The 18,504-nt window shown below is 73.4% G+C and carries 19 protein-coding genes; all 19 read right to left on the bottom strand.

Features of this window, described 5'->3' with window-relative positions; translation table 11 throughout:
- Positions 1-5: 5 nt before the first annotated feature.
- Positions 6-584: a hypothetical protein gene (locus tag JMV16_RS08840; RefSeq protein WP_201493891.1), complete on the bottom strand. Its 579-nt coding sequence runs from the start codon at positions 582-584 to the stop codon at positions 6-8.
- A complete protein-coding gene (locus JMV16_RS08835) occupies positions 581-949 on the bottom strand; it encodes a tlde1 domain-containing protein (RefSeq protein ID WP_201493890.1) in 369 nt (122 codons plus the stop codon). Before JMV16_RS08835 ends, JMV16_RS08840 begins: the two co-directional genes overlap by 4 nt.
- A gap of 80 nt (positions 950-1,029) precedes the next feature.
- Positions 1,030-2,670, bottom strand: coding sequence for an NAD(P)/FAD-dependent oxidoreductase (locus JMV16_RS08830; protein WP_201493889.1), 1,641 nt, complete (start codon positions 2,668-2,670; stop codon positions 1,030-1,032).
- Positions 2,671-2,704: 34 nt separating this feature from the next.
- The gene (locus JMV16_RS08825) at positions 2,705-3,538 is read right to left on the bottom strand and encodes a beta-ketoacyl synthase chain length factor (RefSeq protein WP_201493888.1); all 834 of its coding nucleotides are present in this window, start codon (positions 3,536-3,538) and stop codon (positions 2,705-2,707) included.
- A complete protein-coding gene (locus tag JMV16_RS08820; RefSeq protein WP_201493887.1) occupies positions 3,535-4,743 on the bottom strand; it encodes a beta-ketoacyl synthase N-terminal-like domain-containing protein in 1,209 nt (402 codons plus the stop codon). Before JMV16_RS08820 ends, JMV16_RS08825 begins: the two co-directional genes overlap by 4 nt.
- Before the next feature lie 27 nt (positions 4,744-4,770).
- Positions 4,771-5,511 carry a 3-oxoacyl-ACP reductase FabG gene (gene fabG / locus JMV16_RS08815; protein ID WP_201494387.1) on the bottom strand — a complete coding sequence of 247 codons (741 nt, stop codon included), beginning with the start codon at positions 5,509-5,511 and terminating at the stop codon, positions 4,771-4,773.
- A 2-nt stretch (positions 5,512-5,513) separates the two neighbouring features.
- Complete coding sequence (locus JMV16_RS08810) at positions 5,514-5,963, bottom strand: hydroxymyristoyl-ACP dehydratase (RefSeq protein ID WP_201493886.1); 450 nt, start codon at positions 5,961-5,963, stop codon at positions 5,514-5,516.
- Entirely contained in the window at positions 5,960-6,757 is a 798-nt protein-coding gene (locus JMV16_RS08805; RefSeq protein WP_201493885.1) for a beta-ketoacyl synthase chain length factor, read from the bottom strand. Before JMV16_RS08805 ends, JMV16_RS08810 begins: the two co-directional genes overlap by 4 nt.
- The gene (locus JMV16_RS08800) at positions 6,754-7,938 is read right to left on the bottom strand and encodes a beta-ketoacyl-[acyl-carrier-protein] synthase family protein (RefSeq protein ID WP_201493884.1); all 1,185 of its coding nucleotides are present in this window, start codon (positions 7,936-7,938) and stop codon (positions 6,754-6,756) included. The genes JMV16_RS08805 and JMV16_RS08800 overlap by 4 nt, the downstream gene beginning before the upstream one ends.
- The gene (locus tag JMV16_RS08795) at positions 7,935-8,705 is read right to left on the bottom strand and encodes a class I SAM-dependent methyltransferase (RefSeq protein WP_201493883.1); all 771 of its coding nucleotides are present in this window, start codon (positions 8,703-8,705) and stop codon (positions 7,935-7,937) included. The genes JMV16_RS08800 and JMV16_RS08795 overlap by 4 nt, the downstream gene beginning before the upstream one ends.
- Positions 8,702-9,544 carry a polysaccharide deacetylase family protein gene (locus tag JMV16_RS08790; protein WP_201493882.1) on the bottom strand — a complete coding sequence of 281 codons (843 nt, stop codon included), beginning with the start codon at positions 9,542-9,544 and terminating at the stop codon, positions 8,702-8,704. The genes JMV16_RS08795 and JMV16_RS08790 overlap by 4 nt, the downstream gene beginning before the upstream one ends.
- 16 nt (positions 9,545-9,560) lie before the next feature.
- Complete coding sequence (locus JMV16_RS08785; RefSeq protein WP_201493881.1) at positions 9,561-11,957, bottom strand: MMPL family transporter; 2,397 nt, start codon at positions 11,955-11,957, stop codon at positions 9,561-9,563.
- Complete coding sequence (locus JMV16_RS08780) at positions 11,954-12,541, bottom strand: LolA-related protein (RefSeq protein WP_201493880.1); 588 nt, start codon at positions 12,539-12,541, stop codon at positions 11,954-11,956. The genes JMV16_RS08785 and JMV16_RS08780 overlap by 4 nt, the downstream gene beginning before the upstream one ends.
- On the bottom strand, positions 12,522-13,469 hold the full coding sequence (locus tag JMV16_RS08775) for an acyl-CoA synthetase (protein WP_201493879.1): 948 nt from the start codon (positions 13,467-13,469) through the stop codon (positions 12,522-12,524). The genes JMV16_RS08780 and JMV16_RS08775 overlap by 20 nt, the downstream gene beginning before the upstream one ends.
- Positions 13,470-13,474: 5 nt before the next feature.
- Entirely contained in the window at positions 13,475-15,178 is a 1,704-nt protein-coding gene (locus tag JMV16_RS08770) for an AMP-binding protein (protein ID WP_201493878.1), read from the bottom strand.
- Between the two features lie 10 nt (positions 15,179-15,188).
- Entirely contained in the window at positions 15,189-15,824 is a 636-nt protein-coding gene (locus JMV16_RS08765; protein ID WP_201493877.1) for a hypothetical protein, read from the bottom strand.
- Between the two features lie 10 nt (positions 15,825-15,834).
- Positions 15,835-16,131 (bottom strand): phosphopantetheine-binding protein, encoded by a 297-nt coding sequence (locus JMV16_RS08760; RefSeq protein ID WP_201494386.1) that lies wholly within the window; start codon positions 16,129-16,131, stop codon positions 15,835-15,837.
- A 108-nt stretch (positions 16,132-16,239) separates the two neighbouring features.
- Complete coding sequence (locus JMV16_RS08755) at positions 16,240-17,793, bottom strand: helicase HerA-like domain-containing protein (RefSeq protein WP_201493876.1); 1,554 nt, start codon at positions 17,791-17,793, stop codon at positions 16,240-16,242.
- A 71-nt stretch (positions 17,794-17,864) separates the two neighbouring features.
- Positions 17,865-18,497 carry a PEP-CTERM sorting domain-containing protein gene (locus tag JMV16_RS08750; protein WP_201493875.1) on the bottom strand — a complete coding sequence of 211 codons (633 nt, stop codon included), beginning with the start codon at positions 18,495-18,497 and terminating at the stop codon, positions 17,865-17,867.
- Between the last annotated feature and the right edge of the window lie 7 nt (positions 18,498-18,504).

Raw genomic sequence — 18,504 nt, 5'->3', positions numbered from 1 at the left:
CGGCCTCAGCGCGCCGCCGAGGCCGCCGCCTTGGCCGGTGTCGCGGCTGGTGTCGCGGCCGGTTGGCGCGCCGCAACCGCCTCCTCGACGGAGCCGATGAAGCCCAGGCAGGCCTGCCGCTGCGGCTGCAACGCCTCGTCGCGCACACCGGCAATGGCCTGCCGCGATCGGGCCAGCGCCGCCTTCTGGCGCGCCAGCGGAATCTCGTCGGAGATGAAGGGCAGGCAGATTGCCTCGGCCGCCAGCGTCGGCGTCTTGCCCACGAGGGGCAGCACGGCGCGCGGCGCGCGCTGCATGGCGCGGCCCAGGGCGTCTTGCAGGCCGGTGCTGTAGCAGGCGTCGGCGTGCGGCAGCAGGCGTTCGGCCAGCGCCACCCAGGCCGGGTCGCCGCTGGCCACGCCCCGATAGCCGGCGGGCCGGCGCAGGGTACAGTCGAAATGCCGCTGCAGCGCGGCGCGCGGGCCGGCGCTGGCCAGCGTGGCCTCCACCGCCTCGGTGCCGCGCAGGGCGTCGGCGCCAGCGGGCACGGCCCAGGCCATGGCCAGGGCGACCAGCAGGCCGGGCGCGCCGCGCGGGAGCCTCAAGGCTGCACCGTCAACTGGGTATCGCCGCTGGCCGCGATCTGCTGGCGCAGCGCCGGGCCCAGGATGATGCAGCCCTGGGAGGCGTTGTTCTGGACGTTGTTGCCGTGGATCATGAAAGCGCTGCGGCCCAGCGCGTTGTGGCCCACCGGCGACAGGTTCATCGAGGTCGGCCCCTTGTTCGCGTGCTGGTAGGCATTGCCGATCTGCCACTGACCGGCCGGGATGGGGCCTTGGTTGGGCACGTTCTGCATTGCCGGGTTGTTGCGGCCGCCGGCGCTGGTGAGGCCGGCGCCGGAATAGCCCGTGCCGACCAGGGTGCCGTTGTGGCGCAGTTGTCCGGTAGATTGCGAATAGGTCCAGGGCATGGTGTTCTCCTGTGGGTGGGCGCGGGCCGGATTCTGCGGTCCGGTGGCGCCTGCGGCGTCCTTCGCCTTGGGGGCGGGGCTCAGGCTGGCAGCGTTGCCTCTGCGCCCAGCGGCGCAAACAACATCGCCTCGCCGCCGCGCAGCGCACCACCGGCGGCAGCGATGGCGGCGGCCAGCGCGGCACCGTCCAGCGCCGGCTGCTCGGCGCTGCCGCGGTCGAGGATTTCGGTGGCCAGCGCGCGCAGGCGCAGCGCCGATTCGCGCAGGCGCAGCCTGAAGGCCGGCTCGTCCAGGCTGTCGGCCAGGCTGCGGTTGAGCTCGACGAACCAGGGCACCGAGGCCTGGTCCAGCATCAGCGGCCGGTTGCGCCGCGCGCTCAGGCCCGACCAGTCGTGTACATAGCGCTGCACTGCGACATTGAGCTTCTTGCAATGGCCCAGCTCGTCGCGCAGGTGCGAGAGCGCGGCCAGGTCGGTGAGGCGGCCGTGGAAGAAGAGCTGGGCCAGCACGCTCCAGTAGTAGGTGTAGTCCCAGATGATCTTGACCGGCAGCACCTCGGGGTCGCCGAAGAGGCCGTACTGGTCCTGGTACAGCGCCATCGTGCTGTCGTAGAAGGACTTGAAGATCTGCTCGTAGACCTTGGTGTGGGCGCCCAGCGGCAGGCCGGCGTGGTCGCGGGCCACCAGCTCGGTGATGTAGGTGTTGCCAATGGCGATGAAGTCGCTGCCCGGCGAGTAGAAGGGGTCGAGAAAGCGCCCGGCCTCCCCCGCCAGCGCCCAGCGCTGGGCTGAAAAGACCTGCTCGCAGTCGTAGCTGAAGCGGCGGAAGAAGGCGAAGTCCTGCAACTTGTCGCGCTTGGCGGCAAGGTCGTCGAAGAGCAGGGGCTGGTACTCGGCCAGCCATTCCATCGCGCGCTCGAAGCTGTTCATGCGCTCCAGCGGGTGGTAGGCCGGGTCGGCGACGATGCCCACCGAGTGCGAGCCGCTGGCCAGCGGAATCAGCCACACCCAGTAGCCGGCACCGACGAGGTGGTTGGTAGAGAGCCAGCGCGTGGGCGTGACGCAGCGGGCGCGCCAGGCGGCGCATTGCGACCAGTCGTCGGGGGTGATGCGCTCGGCGATGCGGAACCACACGGCATGGGCCGCATGGGCGTTGTCACGCGCCAGCCCCAGCTTGCGCTTGAGCAGGCCGGCCCGACCGCAGGCGTCGATGACCCAGCGTGCCTGCGCCGTCTGCTCGGGCTCGCCGGCGCGCTGCCAGGTGACGCTGTGCGGTGCGTGCCGGTCCTCGGCCAGTTCGACACCGCGGATGAGGGCGCTGTCGACGAAACGCATGCCGCGGCGGGCCACCTCCTGGCCGAGGAAGTTCTCGAAGATGCCGCGGTCGATCTGCCAGCTCGTCACCGGCAGCGGCCGGCTGGCGCCGAGTTCGGTGACGGCTGCGATGTCGCGGCTGCCCTCGCTGAAGAAGAAGCGGAAGCCGAACTTCTTGAGCTGCTTGTCGAGCAGGTGCTGCTCCAGGCCCAGCACCTTCTGGAAATAGTGGGCGCCGATCTCGACGCTGCTCTCGCCCACCTTGTGGCAGGCCTCGGGCACCGGGTGGCTGCGGCGCTCCAACACCAGCACGTCCAGCTCCGGCAGGCGCTGTCGCAATTGCAGCGCCAGCGTCAGGCCGGCCAATCCGCCGCCCATGATGATCACGTCGTGCGTCGTCTGGTTCATGGTCGCGCGGTCCTCGGCCCGACGGGCTGGCGCATCATGCACCAGGCGCCTCGCCCTCGTGGGCCACAAGGGCGCGCAGTTCGAGGTCCAGCGCCAGTTTGGCGTGCAGCGGCAGCCGCAGATGGGCCGCGCCGCCGCGGGCCAGGGCCTCGGCCAGCGGCAGGGCGTCGGCGCTGGCATTGGTGGCCAGGGCTTGCGCCGCAGCCGAATGCAGCGGCGGCGCTTCGGCCGCGCCGGGCTGCAGCGACCAGGCCAGCGCCCAGCGCGAGCGCGGGCCTGGCCGTGGCGACAGCACCAGACCCAGGGCCAGCAGGCCGCGGCTTCGGTTGACCGAGGCCAGCGCGCCGCAGGCCTCGGTGTCATAGGTACACAGCAGCACCGGCTCGCTCTCGGCCGCGCATTGGGCCAGCGCCTCCAGCAGGCCGTTGGCAAAGCTTTGGCTGAAGGCGGCCAGCGCCGTGCTCGCGGCCCGGCTGCCGCTGGCGATGGCCCAGTAGCCTGAGGCCGCGTTGTGGACCGAGTGGTGAAAGCGCAGCGGCGACAGCAGCAGCGGGTCGTCGGCCAGCGTGCGGCACAAAGCGTCGGTGATGGCCAGATCGCCATGGGCCGAGGCAAAGACGCTGGCCAGCGCTGCCGCCTCGTGGCCCGAATCGGCCACCGCCTGCTCGGCCACGGCCAGCGCCAGCAGCACGGTGTCGGGCGCGCGCCGGCGCTCGTTGGCGGCCAGGCGTTGTGGCGCGGGGCGGCGCTGGTGCGTGATGGCCACGGGCTCGCCGCGCAGGGCGGCGCGCGCCGCGCCGTCCCACCCGGGCAGGGCCGGCGCCCACAGTGCGACGCCGTCTATCCAGGCGCGGTGGCTCGTGCTCATGCGCTGCCACCGAAGATCAGCACCGCGTTGTTGCCGCCGAAGCCGAAGGAATGGCTGGCGGCCACGCGCGCCGTGCAGAGTGACGGCGCCTTGCGCAACTGGCCCGCGAACACCGCGCCCAAGGCCGGGTCGACGGCTGCGGTACCGGCGCTGCCCGAGCCCAGTTCCTCGCGCAGCGCCAGGCCGCAGACCAGGGCCTCGACGATGCCGGCCGCGCCCATGGCATGGCCGGTGGCACCCTTGCTGGCGCTGGCGTATACGCCGGGGCTGTAGCGCCGCGCCACCAGGGCGGCCTCGACGGCGTCATTGAGCGGTGTCGCCGTGCCGTGCAGGTTGAGGTAGTCGATGTCCTCGGCGGCGAGCCCGGAACGGGCCAGGGCGTCGTCCAGCGCCCGCTCGGCACCCAGGCCCTGAGGGTGGGGGCTGGACATGTGGTGGGCGTCGTTGGCCGCGCCCCAGCCCAGCAGTTGCCAGGGGCCGGTGCCGCGTTCGAGCAAGGCATAGCCTGCGGCTTCGGCGATGCTGATGCCGCAGCGCGCGGCGGCAAAGGGCTGGCAGGGCGTGGGCGCGAGCAGGCCCAGGGCGTGGAAGCCGAAGAACAGGCTGGCGCAGAGCGCGTCGACGCCGGCCACCACCACCGCGTCGGCCAGATCCAGGCGCAGCCAGCGCTCGGCCTGGGCAAAGGCCTGCGCGCTCGACGAGCAGGCGGTGGAGACGGTGACGCAAGGCCCTTGCAGGCCTGTGGCCAGTTGCACGAAGGCCGCCAGCGCGTGCAGGGTGTTCAGGCGCTCGCTGCGCAGCGCCGGCGGAAAGCTGCCGTCGGCGTCGAGCGTGGCATAGGCCTGCTCCGAGGCGGCGATGGTCGAGGCCGAGGTGCCCAGCACCAGGCCGACGCGGCCAGCGCCATGGCGGGCGCACGCCGCTTGTGCGGCGGTCAGAAAGCCATCGGCACGCAGCCCTTGCCAAGCCAGGCGGGTGGCGCGGCAGTCCCACTCGGCCCAGGCGGCGGGTAGCGGCGCGCTTTCCAGCCCCGGCACGCGGCCGGCCCAGCAGGGTGGCGCGGCGGGCAGGCCTGTGAGCGGGGTGAGCGCCGAGCCGCCGGCGCGCAGCAGTTTGGCGAGCGGCGCCAAGCCGATGCCGGCCGCGCTGGCCAGGCCCTGGGCTGTGATGGCCAAGGGTGCAATGCGGCGGGGGGCGGGGTTCATGGGCGCCGCTGTCGACCTTGGGGCCGGTCAGTACAGCCCGCCGTTGACCGAGATCACCTGGCCCGTGATGTAGGCGGCCTCGGGGCCGGCGAGAAAGCCGACCAGGGCCGCCACCTCGTCAGGCCGGCCGGCGCGCTGGGCTGGCACCAGGCGCTTGATGGCCTCGGCATCGAAGGCGCTGCCTGCGCCGGTGGCCATGGGTGACTCGATGATGCCGGGCGCAACCGCGTTGACGGTGACGCCGCGGCTGGCAAGTTCCAGCGCCAGCGCCTTGGTGGCGCTGTTGAGCGCGCCCTTGGCCGCGGCGTAGTTGACCTGGCCGCGGTTGCCGGCCAGCGCCGCCACCGACGAGATGTTGACGATGCGCCCCCAGCGCGTGCGCAGCATGGGCAGCACCAGGGGCTGGGTGACGCGGAAGAAGCCGTGCAGCGAGACATCGATGACGCCATGCCATTGCGCCGGCTTCATGCCGGGGAAGACGGCATCGTCGTGGATGCCGGCGTTGTTGACGACGATTTGCACCGGGCCGCCGGCCAGCATCTTCGCCACGGCCTCGGCGCAGGCGGCGTCGCTGCCCAGGTCGAAGGGCCAGCATTCGGCGGCGCCGCCGGCGGTCATGATCTCTTCAGCCAGCGCGGCCAGCGTCTCCGGGCGCGAATGGCCGTGCAGCAGCACGGTGGCGCCCAGGGCCGCCAGGCGGCGCGCGATGGCGCTGCCGAGGGCGCCGCTGGCGCCTGTGACGAGGGCACGTTTGCCCGCCAGCGGCAGCGTCATGGCAGGCGGTCCAGCACCACGGTGGCGCGCCCTTCCACCAGCAGGGCGCCGCTGCCGTCGCGCAGCGCGAACTGGTACTGCGCCTGGCCCGCATCGCCCAGCAGGCGGCGGGCGTACACATGCAAGTCGCCGGCCACCGTGTCCAGCCGCTCCACCAGCAGACGCACCCCGCGCACGCTGGCCAGGAAGCCGGCCGTGGGTGGCGTATCGGCTGGGGCGCCGAGGCCGCCGTGCAGGGCCATGGCCTGGGCCGCGTATTCGACGGCCGCCGCCGCCGGCAGGCTGCCGCCCAGGCGCAGCGGATTGGCGAGGTCGCGGTGGCTGGCCGTGCGGCAGCGGATCTCGTCGGTGCTCCAGCCGTCCAGGTTGTCGAGCAGGCACATGCGGCCGCGGTGGGGGATGCGGGCGGCGATGCCGGCGCGGTCCAGCGTCGTGGGTGTGTTCATCGCGGCGCGACCTCGGCGTGCAGCGCCAGGCCGGGCAGGCCTTCAATGACGACGCGGGCCGCGGCGGCGCCGGCCAGTGCCTGCAGCAGCGGCAGGGCGCGAGCCGCCGGGATGCCCAGCCGCACGGCCTCGAGCCCGGCGTGGACGCAGGGCGTGGCGGTGGCCTCGGACGTGACGCTCAGCGCCAGGCCACGGCCGATGATGAAGTCGGCCGGCGCGACAACCAGGGCCAGCGCAAAGGCGTCGGCCACCGGCCGCAGGCGGTGCAGCGGCTCGGGATAGGGCAGGTCGCAGGCCACCAGCAGCACCGGCGCGCCGCTGGCCAGGCACTGCACCACCGCCTCCAGCAGGCCGGCGGCGAAGCTGGCGTCGAAGGCGGCCAGGCTGGTGGACGGCGCGCGGGAGGCGCAGGCGATGTGCCAGTAGCCGGCCGGCGCGTTGTGGACCGAGTTCGTGAAGCGCGTCGGCGACACCAGGCGCTCGGGCGCGGCCAGGGCCTCGCACAGCAGATGGCAGTTGGCGGGGTCGCCGGTGGAGGAGCAGAAGACGGTGGCCAGGCTGGCAGCGTCGGCGCCAGCCATCGCCACCGCTTCGTCGGCCACCACCAGCGAGGCCTTGACCACGGTGCCGGCGCGCCGCCTCTCGGTGGGCGGCAATCGCCCCGGCGGCGGTACCACCGTGGGCGCCGCCTGCCAGGCCGACGGGTCGCGCAGCAGGGCGCTGCCGCCAGTCCAGCTGGCCAGGCCGGGGCCCAGCAGGCCGATGCCGGTGATGGCGACGCGCAGCGTGGTCATGGCGCCGCGACCCCGAAGACCAGGCAGGCATTGCTGCCGCCGAAGCCGAAGGAATTGCTCGCCACAACGCGCAGCGCCTGCTGGCGCGGCTGGTAAAGATAGGCGCTGCGCAGGGCCGGGTCGGGCGTCTGCACGTTCAGGCCGGCGGGCATGAAGCCGTGCTGCAGCGCCAGCATGGAGATGGCGGCCTCGACCCCGCCGGCTGCGCCCAGCGTGTGGCCGGTGTGGCCCTTGGTGCTGCTGCAGGGCAGGGCGGTGCCGAAGACGGCGGCCACGGCCTTGTCTTCGGCGGCGTCGTTGCCCGGCGTGCCGGTGCCGTGCAGGTTGAGGTAGTCCACAGCGCCCGGCTGCAGCCCGGCCTGGGCCAGGGCGGCGCGCATCGCGGCGGCGGCGCCGGCGCCTTCGGGGTGGGGGCTGCTCATGTGGTGGCCGTCGCTGCTCTCGCCCGCGCCCAGCAACCAGGCCAGGGGCGCGGCGGCGTCGCGTTCCAGCAGCGCATAGGCCGCGCCCTCGCCCAGCGAGAGGCCATTGCGCTGCGCGTCCCAGGGGCGGCAGATGTCGTCGGACATCAGCTCCAGTGACTTGAAGCCATAGAGCGTGGTCATGCACAGGCTGTCGACCCCGCCCACGACGGCGGCGTCGACGACGCCGGCCTCGACCATGCGCGCCGCCGCGGCGAAGACCTTGGCACTGGACGAGCAGGCCGTCGACACCACATAAGCCGGCCCCGCCAGGCCCAGCGCCGCGCGCACATAGCGCGCCACCGAGTAGCTGTTGTGGGTCTGGCCGTAGTGCAGGCTGGCCGGCAGCGCGCCACTGGCGTCGCGGTGACGGTAGGCGATCTCGGTCTGCAGGATGCCCGAGGTGCTGGTGCCCAGGAAGACGCCGATGCGCGACCCGCCCCAGCGCTGCGCCGCCTGGCGCACGCGCTCGCCGAAGCCGTCGGCGCGCAGGCCGAGATCGGCCAGGCGGTTGTTGCGGCAGTCGTACTCGGACAGTTCGGGCGCAAGAACCACGTCGTCGACGCCAGCGGCCACGCCCAGCCAACTGCCCAGCGCCGCGGTCTCGAAATCCTGGCGTGCCAGGCCGCTGCGCGAGGCCTGCAGCGCCGCCAGCGTGGCGGCACGGCCGGCACCGAGCGCGGTGACCAGGGTGTAGGCGCTGACGGCCAGCGGCTTCATGTCAGATCAGCGACCAGCAGCACATTGGCGAAGGGCGTGCCCTGGCTCATCGGCAGGCTGTGAACCGTGAAGCCGAGTTCCTCAAGGCGCGCGATCCAGGCCGCGAGTGGCCGGCCCCAGCTCGGCGCCACCTTGTGGCCGCGCGCCGCGGTGACGACGCGGTCGACCCACTGGCTGATGGCGAAGCCGCGCAGGTTGGCGGCGTCGCCCACGCGCAGCAGCAGGCGACCTCGCGGCGCCAGCGCGGCACGCACGCGCTCGAGCAAGGCGTCCTGCGCCGCGTGGTCCACGTAGTGCAGCACGTCGAGGATGACGACCACGTCGCAGGGCGGCAGCGGCGCCTGGCGCATGTCGGCGCAGACGAAGCGCGGGCCGAAGTGCAGGCCGTGCAGGGCCGTCTCGCCGCGGCGGGCGTCGCGCGCCATCAGCTCGATGCAGGTGTAGGCGGTGGCCGAGGGCGCCGCACCCCAGGCCGCGGGCCAGCCCTGGCGCTCGGCCACTTGCTCGCAGGCGTGCAGCAGGGCGGCGATGAGGCCCTGGCCGCCGCCGATGTCAACGACGCGGGCGCGCGGCGGCAGGTCGCCGCGTTCGAGCAGGCCGCGGAAGACCGGGTCGTGGGCGAGCTTGCCGCGCGCCCAATGCCAGGACCATTGCATGCCGATCAGGCGGTAGAAGCCGGGCACGGCGCGGTAGGGCGCGCAGGCCGCGGCATGGACGGCGCGCCAGGCGGCCGTGGCCGTGAGGCTGGGGGTGTCGTCGCGCCTCATGCCGCAGCGTGGCGCGGCGGCAGCGCCTCGGCCAGCGTCACCAGGCGCAGGCCGGCGGCGCGGCAGCGCGCCACCAGCGGCGGCAGCACATCCAGCAGCAGCGGCCGGCCGCTGGCGCCACGCCGGGCGTTGCCGTCGTGCAGCAGCAGGATGTCGCCGGCGGCGAGGCCGCGGCTGAGGCGAGCCAACACCACATCGGCATCGGCCGTGCGGGTGTCGAAGCCGCGCCGCGTCCAGCTCACCAGGTGCAGCGACAGCGCATGCAGCACCGGATCGAGAAAGGGGTTGCGCAGCCCGGCCGGGGCGCGGAAGGCCTGGGGCTGCACGCCGCTCAGATCGGCCAGCAAGGCCTGCGCGTCGCCGACCTCGCGCGTCAGGCCGCGCGGGCCCATCAGCGAGAAGCGGTGGTCGTGGCGCAGGCTGTGGTTTTGCACGCTGTGGCCGGCGGCGACGATGCGGCGCAGCAGCGCCGGCTGGGCGCGTGCGCGCTCGGCGATGCAGAAGAAGCTGGCGCGCACGCCCAGTTCGGCCAGCAGGTCGAGCACGGCCGGCGTGACCTCGGGGTCGGGGCCGTCGTCAATGGTCAGCGCCACCTGGGCCGCGCCGCCGGGCAGGCGCCGCACATTGGGCCCCAGCCAGGTGCTGCGCGGCCACAGGCCGGCGGCGGTGATGGCCAGGTGGTTGGCCGCCACCGCGCCCGCGGCCCAGGGCCAGGCGCCAGGCAGGGCCAGCGCCGCTGCTGCCGCCGCGCCATGCAGGCCCAGGGTGGCGGTGATGAAGGGCGGCAGCGGCCAGCGGGGCGGGCGGGGGGCTGAGGCGAGGGGCGGGGCGGCGGACATGCTGGCGAAAATTTTCTCACGCACCCTGTGACGCAGGCTTTGCACCGAACATGCGCGGGGCGAAGGCCGCTGCGAGCAGCAACGCCAGCAGCGCTCCCGGCGCCACCACGCGGCCGATGGCCGAGAGTGCCGGAATGGCCGACAGCGCCAACAGCCCGAAGGACAGCACCGTGGTGAGATTGGCCAGCAGCAGCGAGGCCAGGGTGTCGGCGTCGTCGTCGGCTGGCAGGCGGCGGCGCAGCAGGTCGAAGAAGAGGGCGTAGTTCGAGCCCACGGCCACCACCAGCAGCAGGCCCACCAGGTGCAGGATGCCAAGCTGGACCTGCAGCGCGGCCAGGCCGCCCAAGGTCAGCAGCACGGCCAGCAGCAAGGGCTGGCAGACCGCCAGCAGGCGCGCCGGCGAGCGCAGCGTGAAGGCCATCAGCAGCACCACGCCGAGGGCGCCGAACAGGGCCTGGACCTGGGCCTCGCGCAGGTAACGCGCATACAGGCGCGACAGCTCGGCGCCGATCTCGATGACCTGGCTGCCCGGCAGCGCCTGCAGGCTGGCGCGCACCGCGGCGGTGTCGAGGCCGGCGCTTGCCGCCTGCGGCGGCTGCAGCGGCAGCAGCGTGACCCAGCTGCCGTCCTTGCGCTGCAGCAGCAGGGCATCGATCAGCGGCGAGAGCCCGGCGCCGCGCAGCCCGGCCAGCGTCACCGGGGGCCGCTGGCGTGCCGCCTGCACCTCGGCCATGAAAGGCGCCAGGCGCTCGGCGCGCAGCGGGCCGCCGGCCGTGGCCGCGGCCACGGCCGCATGCAGCGTGGCCGCGTCGGGCAGGCTGGCGCGGCGCTGGTCCTGGGTGGCGGCGCTGGGCAGCCAACGCGCCACGCTGTCGTAGCCGGCGATGGCGCCGCGCTCCACGAGGGCGTCGAGCAGGCGGCCGGCGGCCTCGGCCTGGCGCAACGTGGCCTCGAGGTCGGCGCCCGACACCACCACCAGGCTGCGCGAATCGCCTGCGCTGAGGTCGGCACGCAGGCTGGCGTCCAGATCCTGGGCCGCTTTGGGAATGGGGCTGAGCGCGCTCAGCTCGGCGCGCCAGAGGTCGCCGCGCTGCCACAGCACGGCCGCGGCGGCCACGCCCAGGGCCAGCAGCGGCCAGCGCAGGCGCGGCAGCCAGGCGAAGGCCCGCGCCACCGCGCCGCCCAGGGCGCGGCGGCGGGCGGCGCCGCGGGTGCCCGCGGCGCCGTCGGGCATCAGCACCGGCAGCACGAAGCGGGTGAACAGCGCCGCGCCAAAGAGGCCGGCGACCGAGAACACACCCAGCTGCATCAGCCCCGGAAAGCCCGAGAAGACCAGGGCCGCGAAGCCGCAGACCGAGGTCAGCAGCCCCAGCCTGACGGTGGGCCAGCCCTCGCGAAGCCAGTGGCGCCAGCCGCCGGCGCGCGCCTGGATCAGGTAGTAGATGGCGTAGTCCACCGCCTCGCCGATGAGCGTAGTGCCAAAACCCAGCGTGATGCCGTGAACCGTGCCAAAGGCGAGGCTGACCGCGGCAATGCCCGCCAGCACGCCGCTCGCCACCGGCAGCAGCGCCACCAGCAGCGCGCGCAGCGAAGCAAAGGCAGCCAGCAGCAGGGCGCTCATCAGCAGCGTGCCGGCGGCGGCCAGCCAGTGGATCTCGCGCTCGATCTGGGCCCGGCTGTCGACGCCGAACAGCGGCGCGCCGCTCATCAACAGCTTCAAGTCGCCACCGACGGCGGCGAACTCGCTCCTGACGCGGGCGATGGTCACGGCCTGGGCGTCGAGGTCGGCACCTGGCGCCTTGCTGCCGGTGATGAGCAGGGCGCGCTCGCCCGTGCGCGAGGCCCAGACGCCTTCGACGCTGCGCGGCGCCCCCGACGGAATCAGTCCTTCGGCGATGCGCAGGGTTTCGCCGGTGGGGTCGCGTTCCAGCAGCGGCTTGACGGCGCCGCCGGCCGGCGTGCCCAGCAGCGAGAGCATGTCGGCGAAGGCGTCGCGCAGGCCGGCCGCAGTGAAGCGCTGCGGCTCGACCGCCGGGCTCAGCGCATAGCGGTTGTCCACCAGCCAGCTGCCGACCTGGGCCCAGGCCTCGGTCTCGCCGTTGCCCACCTGCTCGAACAGGCCGCTGGCACGCAGCCGCGCCGCCAGTGCGCGGGAGGCTTCGGCCCGCAGGCGGGCGTCGCCGCCTTCGATGGCCAGCAGCAGGGTGCGCGCCGGGGCGCCGCTTTCGAGCTGCTCGATCAGCACGCGTTGCTGGGCGTCGGGGCTGGCGGGCAGGAAGGCGCTGAGGTCGGCGGTGAAATTCGTGCGCAGGATCTGGCCCAGCGCCGCGGCCAGCAGCAGCAGCCAGGCCGCGACGATCCAGGCGCGGTGGCGGGGCGGGGCGCGGCTCGCCTCGTGCGCGGGCCCGCTCATCGGGCCGCGGCCGGCAGCGGCTCGATGGCCATCACCGAGCGGTCGCCGCCGGACATCCACAACTCGACGCTGCGCACATCGCTCGCCAGGCCGGTGATCTTGATCTCGCGCAGCTGGGTGGCCAGGCGGGCGTCGCGCGGCTTCAGCGTGAGCGTCCAGCGCGCCGGCGCGCCCTCGACCTGGACCTGGAAGTGGCGCGCCAGCGTGGCCGCGTCGCCGCTGAGCGTGCCGCGCAGGGCCTCGACCAGGGCGCCGAGTTCAGGTATCGCGTCCAGCGCCATCTGGCGGCTGCGGCCGCCGCGCTTGAGCACCAGGCTGTTGCCGTCGACGACCATGGACTCCTCGCGCGGCTGCAGCGTGTGGCGGGCAAAGCGGCTGGGCGCGGTGAAGCTGAGCGTGCCGCTTGAGAGCAGCGGGCCGTCGAGGCCGCCCACGGTGCGCTCTTCGGTGAAGCGTGCCTCGCCGCTCTTGCGCCGCGCCAGCAGCGCAGCCAGCTCGGGCAGGTCGAGGGCGCGCGCCGGCAGCGCCGCCGCAAGCAGCAGGCCGGCGACGAAGCCGCGGCGATCAGGGCTGTGCGTCCTCATTCCAGAAGTCGAAGAAGTTGAACCAGTTGTAGGGAACCTCACGACAGAGTGCTTCCAGCCGTGCGGCATAGGCGGCCAGCGCGGTCTGGATGGCCTGCTCTCGCGCGGCGGGCTCGGCCGGCGGCTGGCGGAAATCGGCCAGTACCTCGAAACGGATGTCATAGCGGCGCCCGCCGCGGTAGAGGCCCACCATGAAGATGACGCGGCGGCGCAGCAGCATGGCCAGGCGCAGCGGGCCGTCGGTGAAGCGCGCGGCACGGCCCAGGAAGGGCAGTTCGACGCTGAGCGTGCGCGCCGAATCGGCGCCCAGCGAGCGATCACCCAGCAGGCCCACCAGCTTGCCGGCGTCCAGCGCGTCGCGGATCTGCAGCGTCGAGCCGCTGCGGCCGATGGCGATGACCGAGAGCCTGAACTCGGGCGCCAGCGCCTGCAGCACGCCGTGGATCTTGCGCGCGTTGTCGGGGAACATGACCATCGCCACTTCCAGCCCCGGGCGGCTGTCGCCCACCGCGTGCAAGGCCTCGAAGCTGCCCAGGTGGGCACCGAGCAGAAAGGCGCCGCGGCCCTCGGCCAGGGTCTCGTCGACCAGGTGCTCGCCGGTGATCTGAAGATCGAAGGCCTGCATCTGGCCGCGCACGAAGTAGACGCGGTCCAGCACCGTGGCCGAGAAGGCGTGGAAGTGGCGGTAGAGGTCGAGCCAGCTCGCCGGCCGGCCCAGCGCCCGCCCCAGGTAGCGCCGCGCATGGCGGCGCGGCGCGGGCGCGAAGCACAGGAAGTACAGCGCAATGGGGTGCAGCAACAGGCGCGCCACAGGGCGCCCCGCCGTCACCGCGATCCAGGCCATCAGGCGCAGCGTGACCGCGTTGCTGCGCTCGTCGCTGGCGGCCCATTCGGGGGCCGCGGCCTGGCGAGGGCCGGGCGGGGCCATGCCGCTCACCCTGCCGCCCCGGCCGTGAGCTGGCCGCGTGCCACGGGCGTGTCGCCCTCGCGGATCTCGAATGCCAGGCCCTGGCCCTGGGCGCGCAGGCCCAGGCGCAGGCGTGCGCCCGGGCCCACCGGGGCCAGGAACTTGGCGCTGGCAATGGCGGGCGTGGCGCCCAGGCGGTGGCGCAGCGCGGGCTGGCGCTCAAGCGCCTGCACCACCAGCGACAGCAGCGCCGCGCCGGGCAGCAGCGGCCGGCCCGGAAAATGGCCGGCGAAGGCCGGATGCCCGGGTGCGATGCGGAGGTCGACCACGGCCTCTTCGGCGTCGGCGTCGGCGTCGGCGTCGGCGATGCCGAGCGTCTGGCGCGCGAAGCGGGCGAGCGCCGTCGCGGTGAGCTTGCCGGTGGCCTCGCGCGGCAGGGCCTCGACCTGGATCACGCGCCGCGGCACGAAGGCGCCTTCCAGGTGCTCGCGCAGCGCCGTGATGATTTGCTGCGCACTCAGGCCCGGCGCGACGACCAAGGCCACCGGCCTGACGACCTCTTCGCCACGGGCATCGGGCAGCCAGAAGGCGCCGTCGGCGACGCCCTCGATGCGGTTGAGGTGGAAGTTCAGGTGCGCCAGCGAGCTGCGCTTGCCGGCGACGTGGATGAGGTCGTTGGCGCGGCCCAGCAGGCGGAAATGGCGCTCGTCCTCGAGCACCAGCACGTCGGCCAAGGGCGTAGCCTCTTCGACCGGGCCACCGTCGACGAGGTAGCGCCCTTCGCCAAGGTCAGCGCCGGCCCCGCTCTCCTGGCGCAGGCGCATCGCGCCCAGCGTGGTCCAGGTCTCGCCGGCCGTCGTGCGGCGGGCTGCCACCTGGCCGGCCTCGGTGCAGCCATAGATCTCGGCCAGGATGCCGCCAAAGGCCGCCTCGGCCTGGGCCGCGAGCTGGGGCGAGAGCGGCGCCGTGGCCGAGAGCACCAGGTCCACGGGCGGCAGCGCCACGCCGGCGAGCAACAGGGTCTTCAGGTGCAGCGGCGTCGTCACCAGGGCACGCGGGCGCGGCAGGCGGGCCAAGCCCTCGGCGATGTCGGCCGGGTAGAAGGGCCGGCCGGCGTCGAAGGCGGCACCACCCAGCAGGGCCAGCAGCACGCTGGATTCGAAGCCATAGCTGTGCTGGGCCGGCACGGTGGCGACGATGTTGACGCCGGCCAGGCTGGCGCGGCCCATCAGTGCCGCCAGCCGCTCGGCCTCGGCCTCCACGCTGGCGACGAGCTGGCGCCAGCGGCGGCTGTGCGGCTGAGGTACGCCGGTGGAGCCGCTGGTCAGCAGGCAGGCTGCGGCCTGGCTGGCGGCGATCTGCGGCATGGCTTGGGCCGGTTCCACGTCGGTGGGGCGCTGCACTGACAGCAGCGGCAGGCCACCGGCGTCGAGGTCGGGGTCATCGGCCAGCAGATAAGCGGCAGTTCCATCGCCCGGAATCTGGCGCAGCGTCTCGGGCAGGGCATTGGGTGGCAGAAGGCTGGTCTGGCCGCGCAGCAGGGCGGCGGCGAAGGCGAGCGCGAAGTGCAGGCGGTCCTGGCACAGGTTGATGGGGCGGCCGTCGGGCAGTTGCTGCGCCAGCGCCCGGGCCTCGGCGATGAACTGCGCGCCGCTCACGGCCTGGCCGCCGCGCCAGGCCAGCGGCGCCGCGAGGTCACGCTCGGCGAGCAGGGGCAGGAGATCGCTCATAACGCTGTGCTCATGGCCGGCGCGCCGCGTCGGCCGCGCGGTAGGCCTCGAAGGCGGCGCGCAGCGTGACGCGCTCGAATTCGGGGTGGCGACGGTAGCGCAGGATGTGCTCGCCGACGAAGAAGGCCAGTGCCGCCAGCGGCGTGAGCAGGTTGCCGAACAGGCTCCAGGCCTCCCAGGGCAGCAGGGCATAGATGGCGAAGGACAATGCCACCATGGCCAGGAAGTAGCGCACCCACAGGCCGGTGAGCCAGCGCGTGTAGGCCTGCATCTCGGGCGTGAAGGTCCGGTGCAGGCGCGCTGCGATGGCGCTGATCAGCGGCGTGGCGCCCGGGCGCAGCGTGATGCCGAAGCCCAAGGCCAGCGCCAGGTGGATGCCGGCGTGCTGCAGCACATACAGGCGCTGCATGTCCTGCACGCCACCGCGCAGCACGACCAGCACCAGCAGCGCCAGCAGGGCGGCGCAGGCGGCCAGCACCAGGGGCTGGCGGCGCGCCAGGCCGGCACCGGCCACGGCCAGCAGCAGCGGACCGAACAGCACCGCCACGGCCCAGGGCTCGCGGGCCGCATGCACCATCAGCAGGTGCGAAAGCAGGGCATAGCCGGCCAGGGCCGTGGCCGCGGCCGCGTAGCGCCAGGCGGGCATGGCGCCGGGTCTACTGCGTGCGGTGCTGGGCGACATGGGCCGCCAGGCTGCGCAGGTTCTGGAAGATCTTCTGGTTGTTCTCGTCGTCCGAGCGCAGCTGGAAGCCGTAGCGGTGCGAGACCTCGAGCGCCACTTCGAGGATGTCGATGGAGTCCAGCCCCAGGCCGTCGCCGAACAGCGGCGTCGTGGCATCGATGTCAGAGGCCGCCATTTCGAGATTGAGCGCCGCGACGAACAACTCGGCCAGCTCGCGCTCGAGAAGGGCCTGATCCTGGGCCGGTGCGGCGGCGGTGGCGGGTTGCGGCAAGGACACGAAGGGCTCCCGGAGGTGGTCGGCGCGCCAGCTGCGCGAAGCCCTGGATTGTAGGCGGCCGGGGGTATGCGGCTCCGGACTGCGGCCTTGAGCCTTGCCTCGTCAGCGCCGCCGCGAGCCGCCGCCCAGCAGCGAGCCCAGCACGCCGCGGATGATCTCGCGGCCCACGGCCGAGCCTATGCTGCGCACGGCCGAGCGCGCCGCCGCCTCGGCCAGGCCTTCGTGGCGGCCACCGCGCGGGCCGGTGCTGCCGAAGAGCACGCCCTTGAGGCCGTCCATCAGCCCGCCGCCGGTGCCTTCGGCCGGCGCACCGGCCGTGGTGGGCAGGGTCGCGCCGCCCGTCGGTGACGCCTGACCCGAGGCCGCTTCGGCGCCGCCGGCTGCGCGGCCCTTGAGCTTCTCGTAGGCCGATTCGCGGTCCACCGTCTTCTCGTAGGTGCCGGCCACCAGCGAGCCCTGCAGCAGGGCCTGGCGCTGGACGGGCGAGACGGGGCCGATCTGGCTGCCCGGTGGCAGCACGTAGACGCGCTCGGTGACGCTGGGCCGGCCCTTCTCGTCGAGGAAGCTGATCAAGGCCTCGCCCACCGCCAGGTCCATGATGGCGGCGGCCATGTCGCCGATCTGCGCATTGGCGCGCATGGTCTCGGCGGCGGCCTTCACCGCCTTCTGGTCGCGCGGCGTGAAGGCGCGCAGCGCATGCTGGATGCGGTTGCCGAGTTGCGCCAGCACGCTGTCGGGCACGTCCAGCGGGTTCTGGGTCACGAAGTAGACGCCCACGCCCTTGCTGCGCACCAGGCGCACGACCAGCTCGATGCGCTCGACCAGGGCCGCCGGCGCGTCCTTGAACAGCAGGTGGGCCTCGTCGAAGAAGAACACCAGCTTGGGCTTTTCGAGGTCGCCCACCTCGGGCAGCAGCTCGAACAGCTCCGACAGCATCCACAGCAGGAAGGTGGCGTACAGGCGCGGCGCGTTCATCAGCTTGTCGGCGGCGAGGATGTTGACCACGCCCTGGCCGTCTACCGTCTGCATGAAGTCGCTGATGTCGAGCATGGGCTCGCCGAAGAAGCGGTCGCCGCCCTGTTCCTCGATCTGCAGCAGGCCGCGCTGGATGGCGCCCACGCTGGCGGCGCTGATGTTGCCGTACTCGGTGGTGAAGTCCTTCGCGTTGTCGCCCACGTACTGCAGCACGGCGCGCAGGTCCTTCATGTCCAGGATAGCCAGGCCGTTGTCGTCGGCGATCTTGAACACCAGGTTGAGCACGCCCTGCTGGGTCTCGTTGAGCGCCAGCATGCGCGCCAGCAGCAGCGGCCCCATGTCGCTGACGGTGGCGCGCACCGGATGGCCCTGCTCGCCGAAGACGTCCCACAGCGTGGTGGGGCAGGCGGCAGCGGGCGGTTCGGCAAGGCCTCGTTCCTGCAGCACGGCGCGCAGCTTGGGGCTGATGTTGCCGGCCTGGCTGATGCCGGTGAGATCGCCTTTCACGTCGGCCATGAACACCGGCACGCTGATGCGGCTGAAGCTCTCGGCCAGCGTCTGCAGCGAGATCGTCTTGCCGGTGCCGGTAGCGCCGGTGATGAGGCCGTGGCGGTTGGCCAGCGCCGGCAGCAGCTGGCATTGGGCGTCGCCGCGCTGGGCAACGAGGATGGGGTCGGGCATGGGGCGTCTCCGCGGCGTGGACAGCGCGCGCAGTCTAAGGCGAGACGCCGCGCGGGCCGCGCCGGCGCTGTTCAGGCGCGGCGGAAGAGACGGCGCGAGAAGGCGGCCAGGCCGCCGAGCATCAGCAGCATGGAGCCGGGCTCGGGCACGGCGCTGATGGTGGTCGTCAGCGCGGCATTGCGGTTCGAGCCGGCCGCCGGGTCGGCGGCCAGCAGGGCGAAGCCGGCGGTGCCGGGGTCGTCTTCGTCCAGGCCTACCCATTCGCTGAGGCTGGCGCCACCGGCCAGCAAGTCATCGAGATCGAAGGACAGCGTGAACTCGCCGCAATCGGCCAGGCAGGACATGGCCGGCGCTTCCGCCTTGGCGGAGCGGGCGCGCTGGCCGAGGTCGAAGACTTCGATGGCGTGGCCTGCGCCACCCACCGTCACCTCGATGGCGGCCGGCAACAAGGTGGTGGTCAAGGATGGCGTCGACCGGTTCTGGAAGCTCACGGCCAGCGGGCTGGCCTTGTCCAGCGCTTCCTGGGCGGCGGCCACGGCGCGCGCAAAGCCGCTGCTGCCGGTGCCAAGCTGGATCTCGGCGCTGCTGCCTACCTTCCAGGTGGCGCTGACCCTGTCTGCATGATCGGTGGACGCCTGGGCCCACGCGGCGGTGCTGCTCAGCAGGGCGAGCATGCAGGCCAGGGTGGTGACGGCGGTTTTCATGGCGGAA

The organism is Rubrivivax sp. A210 (assembly GCF_904426505.1).
In the GTDB taxonomy this organism is placed as follows: Bacteria; Pseudomonadota; Gammaproteobacteria; order Burkholderiales; family Burkholderiaceae_C; genus Rubrivivax.
This window is presented reverse-complemented; position numbering and strand designations above follow the sequence as displayed.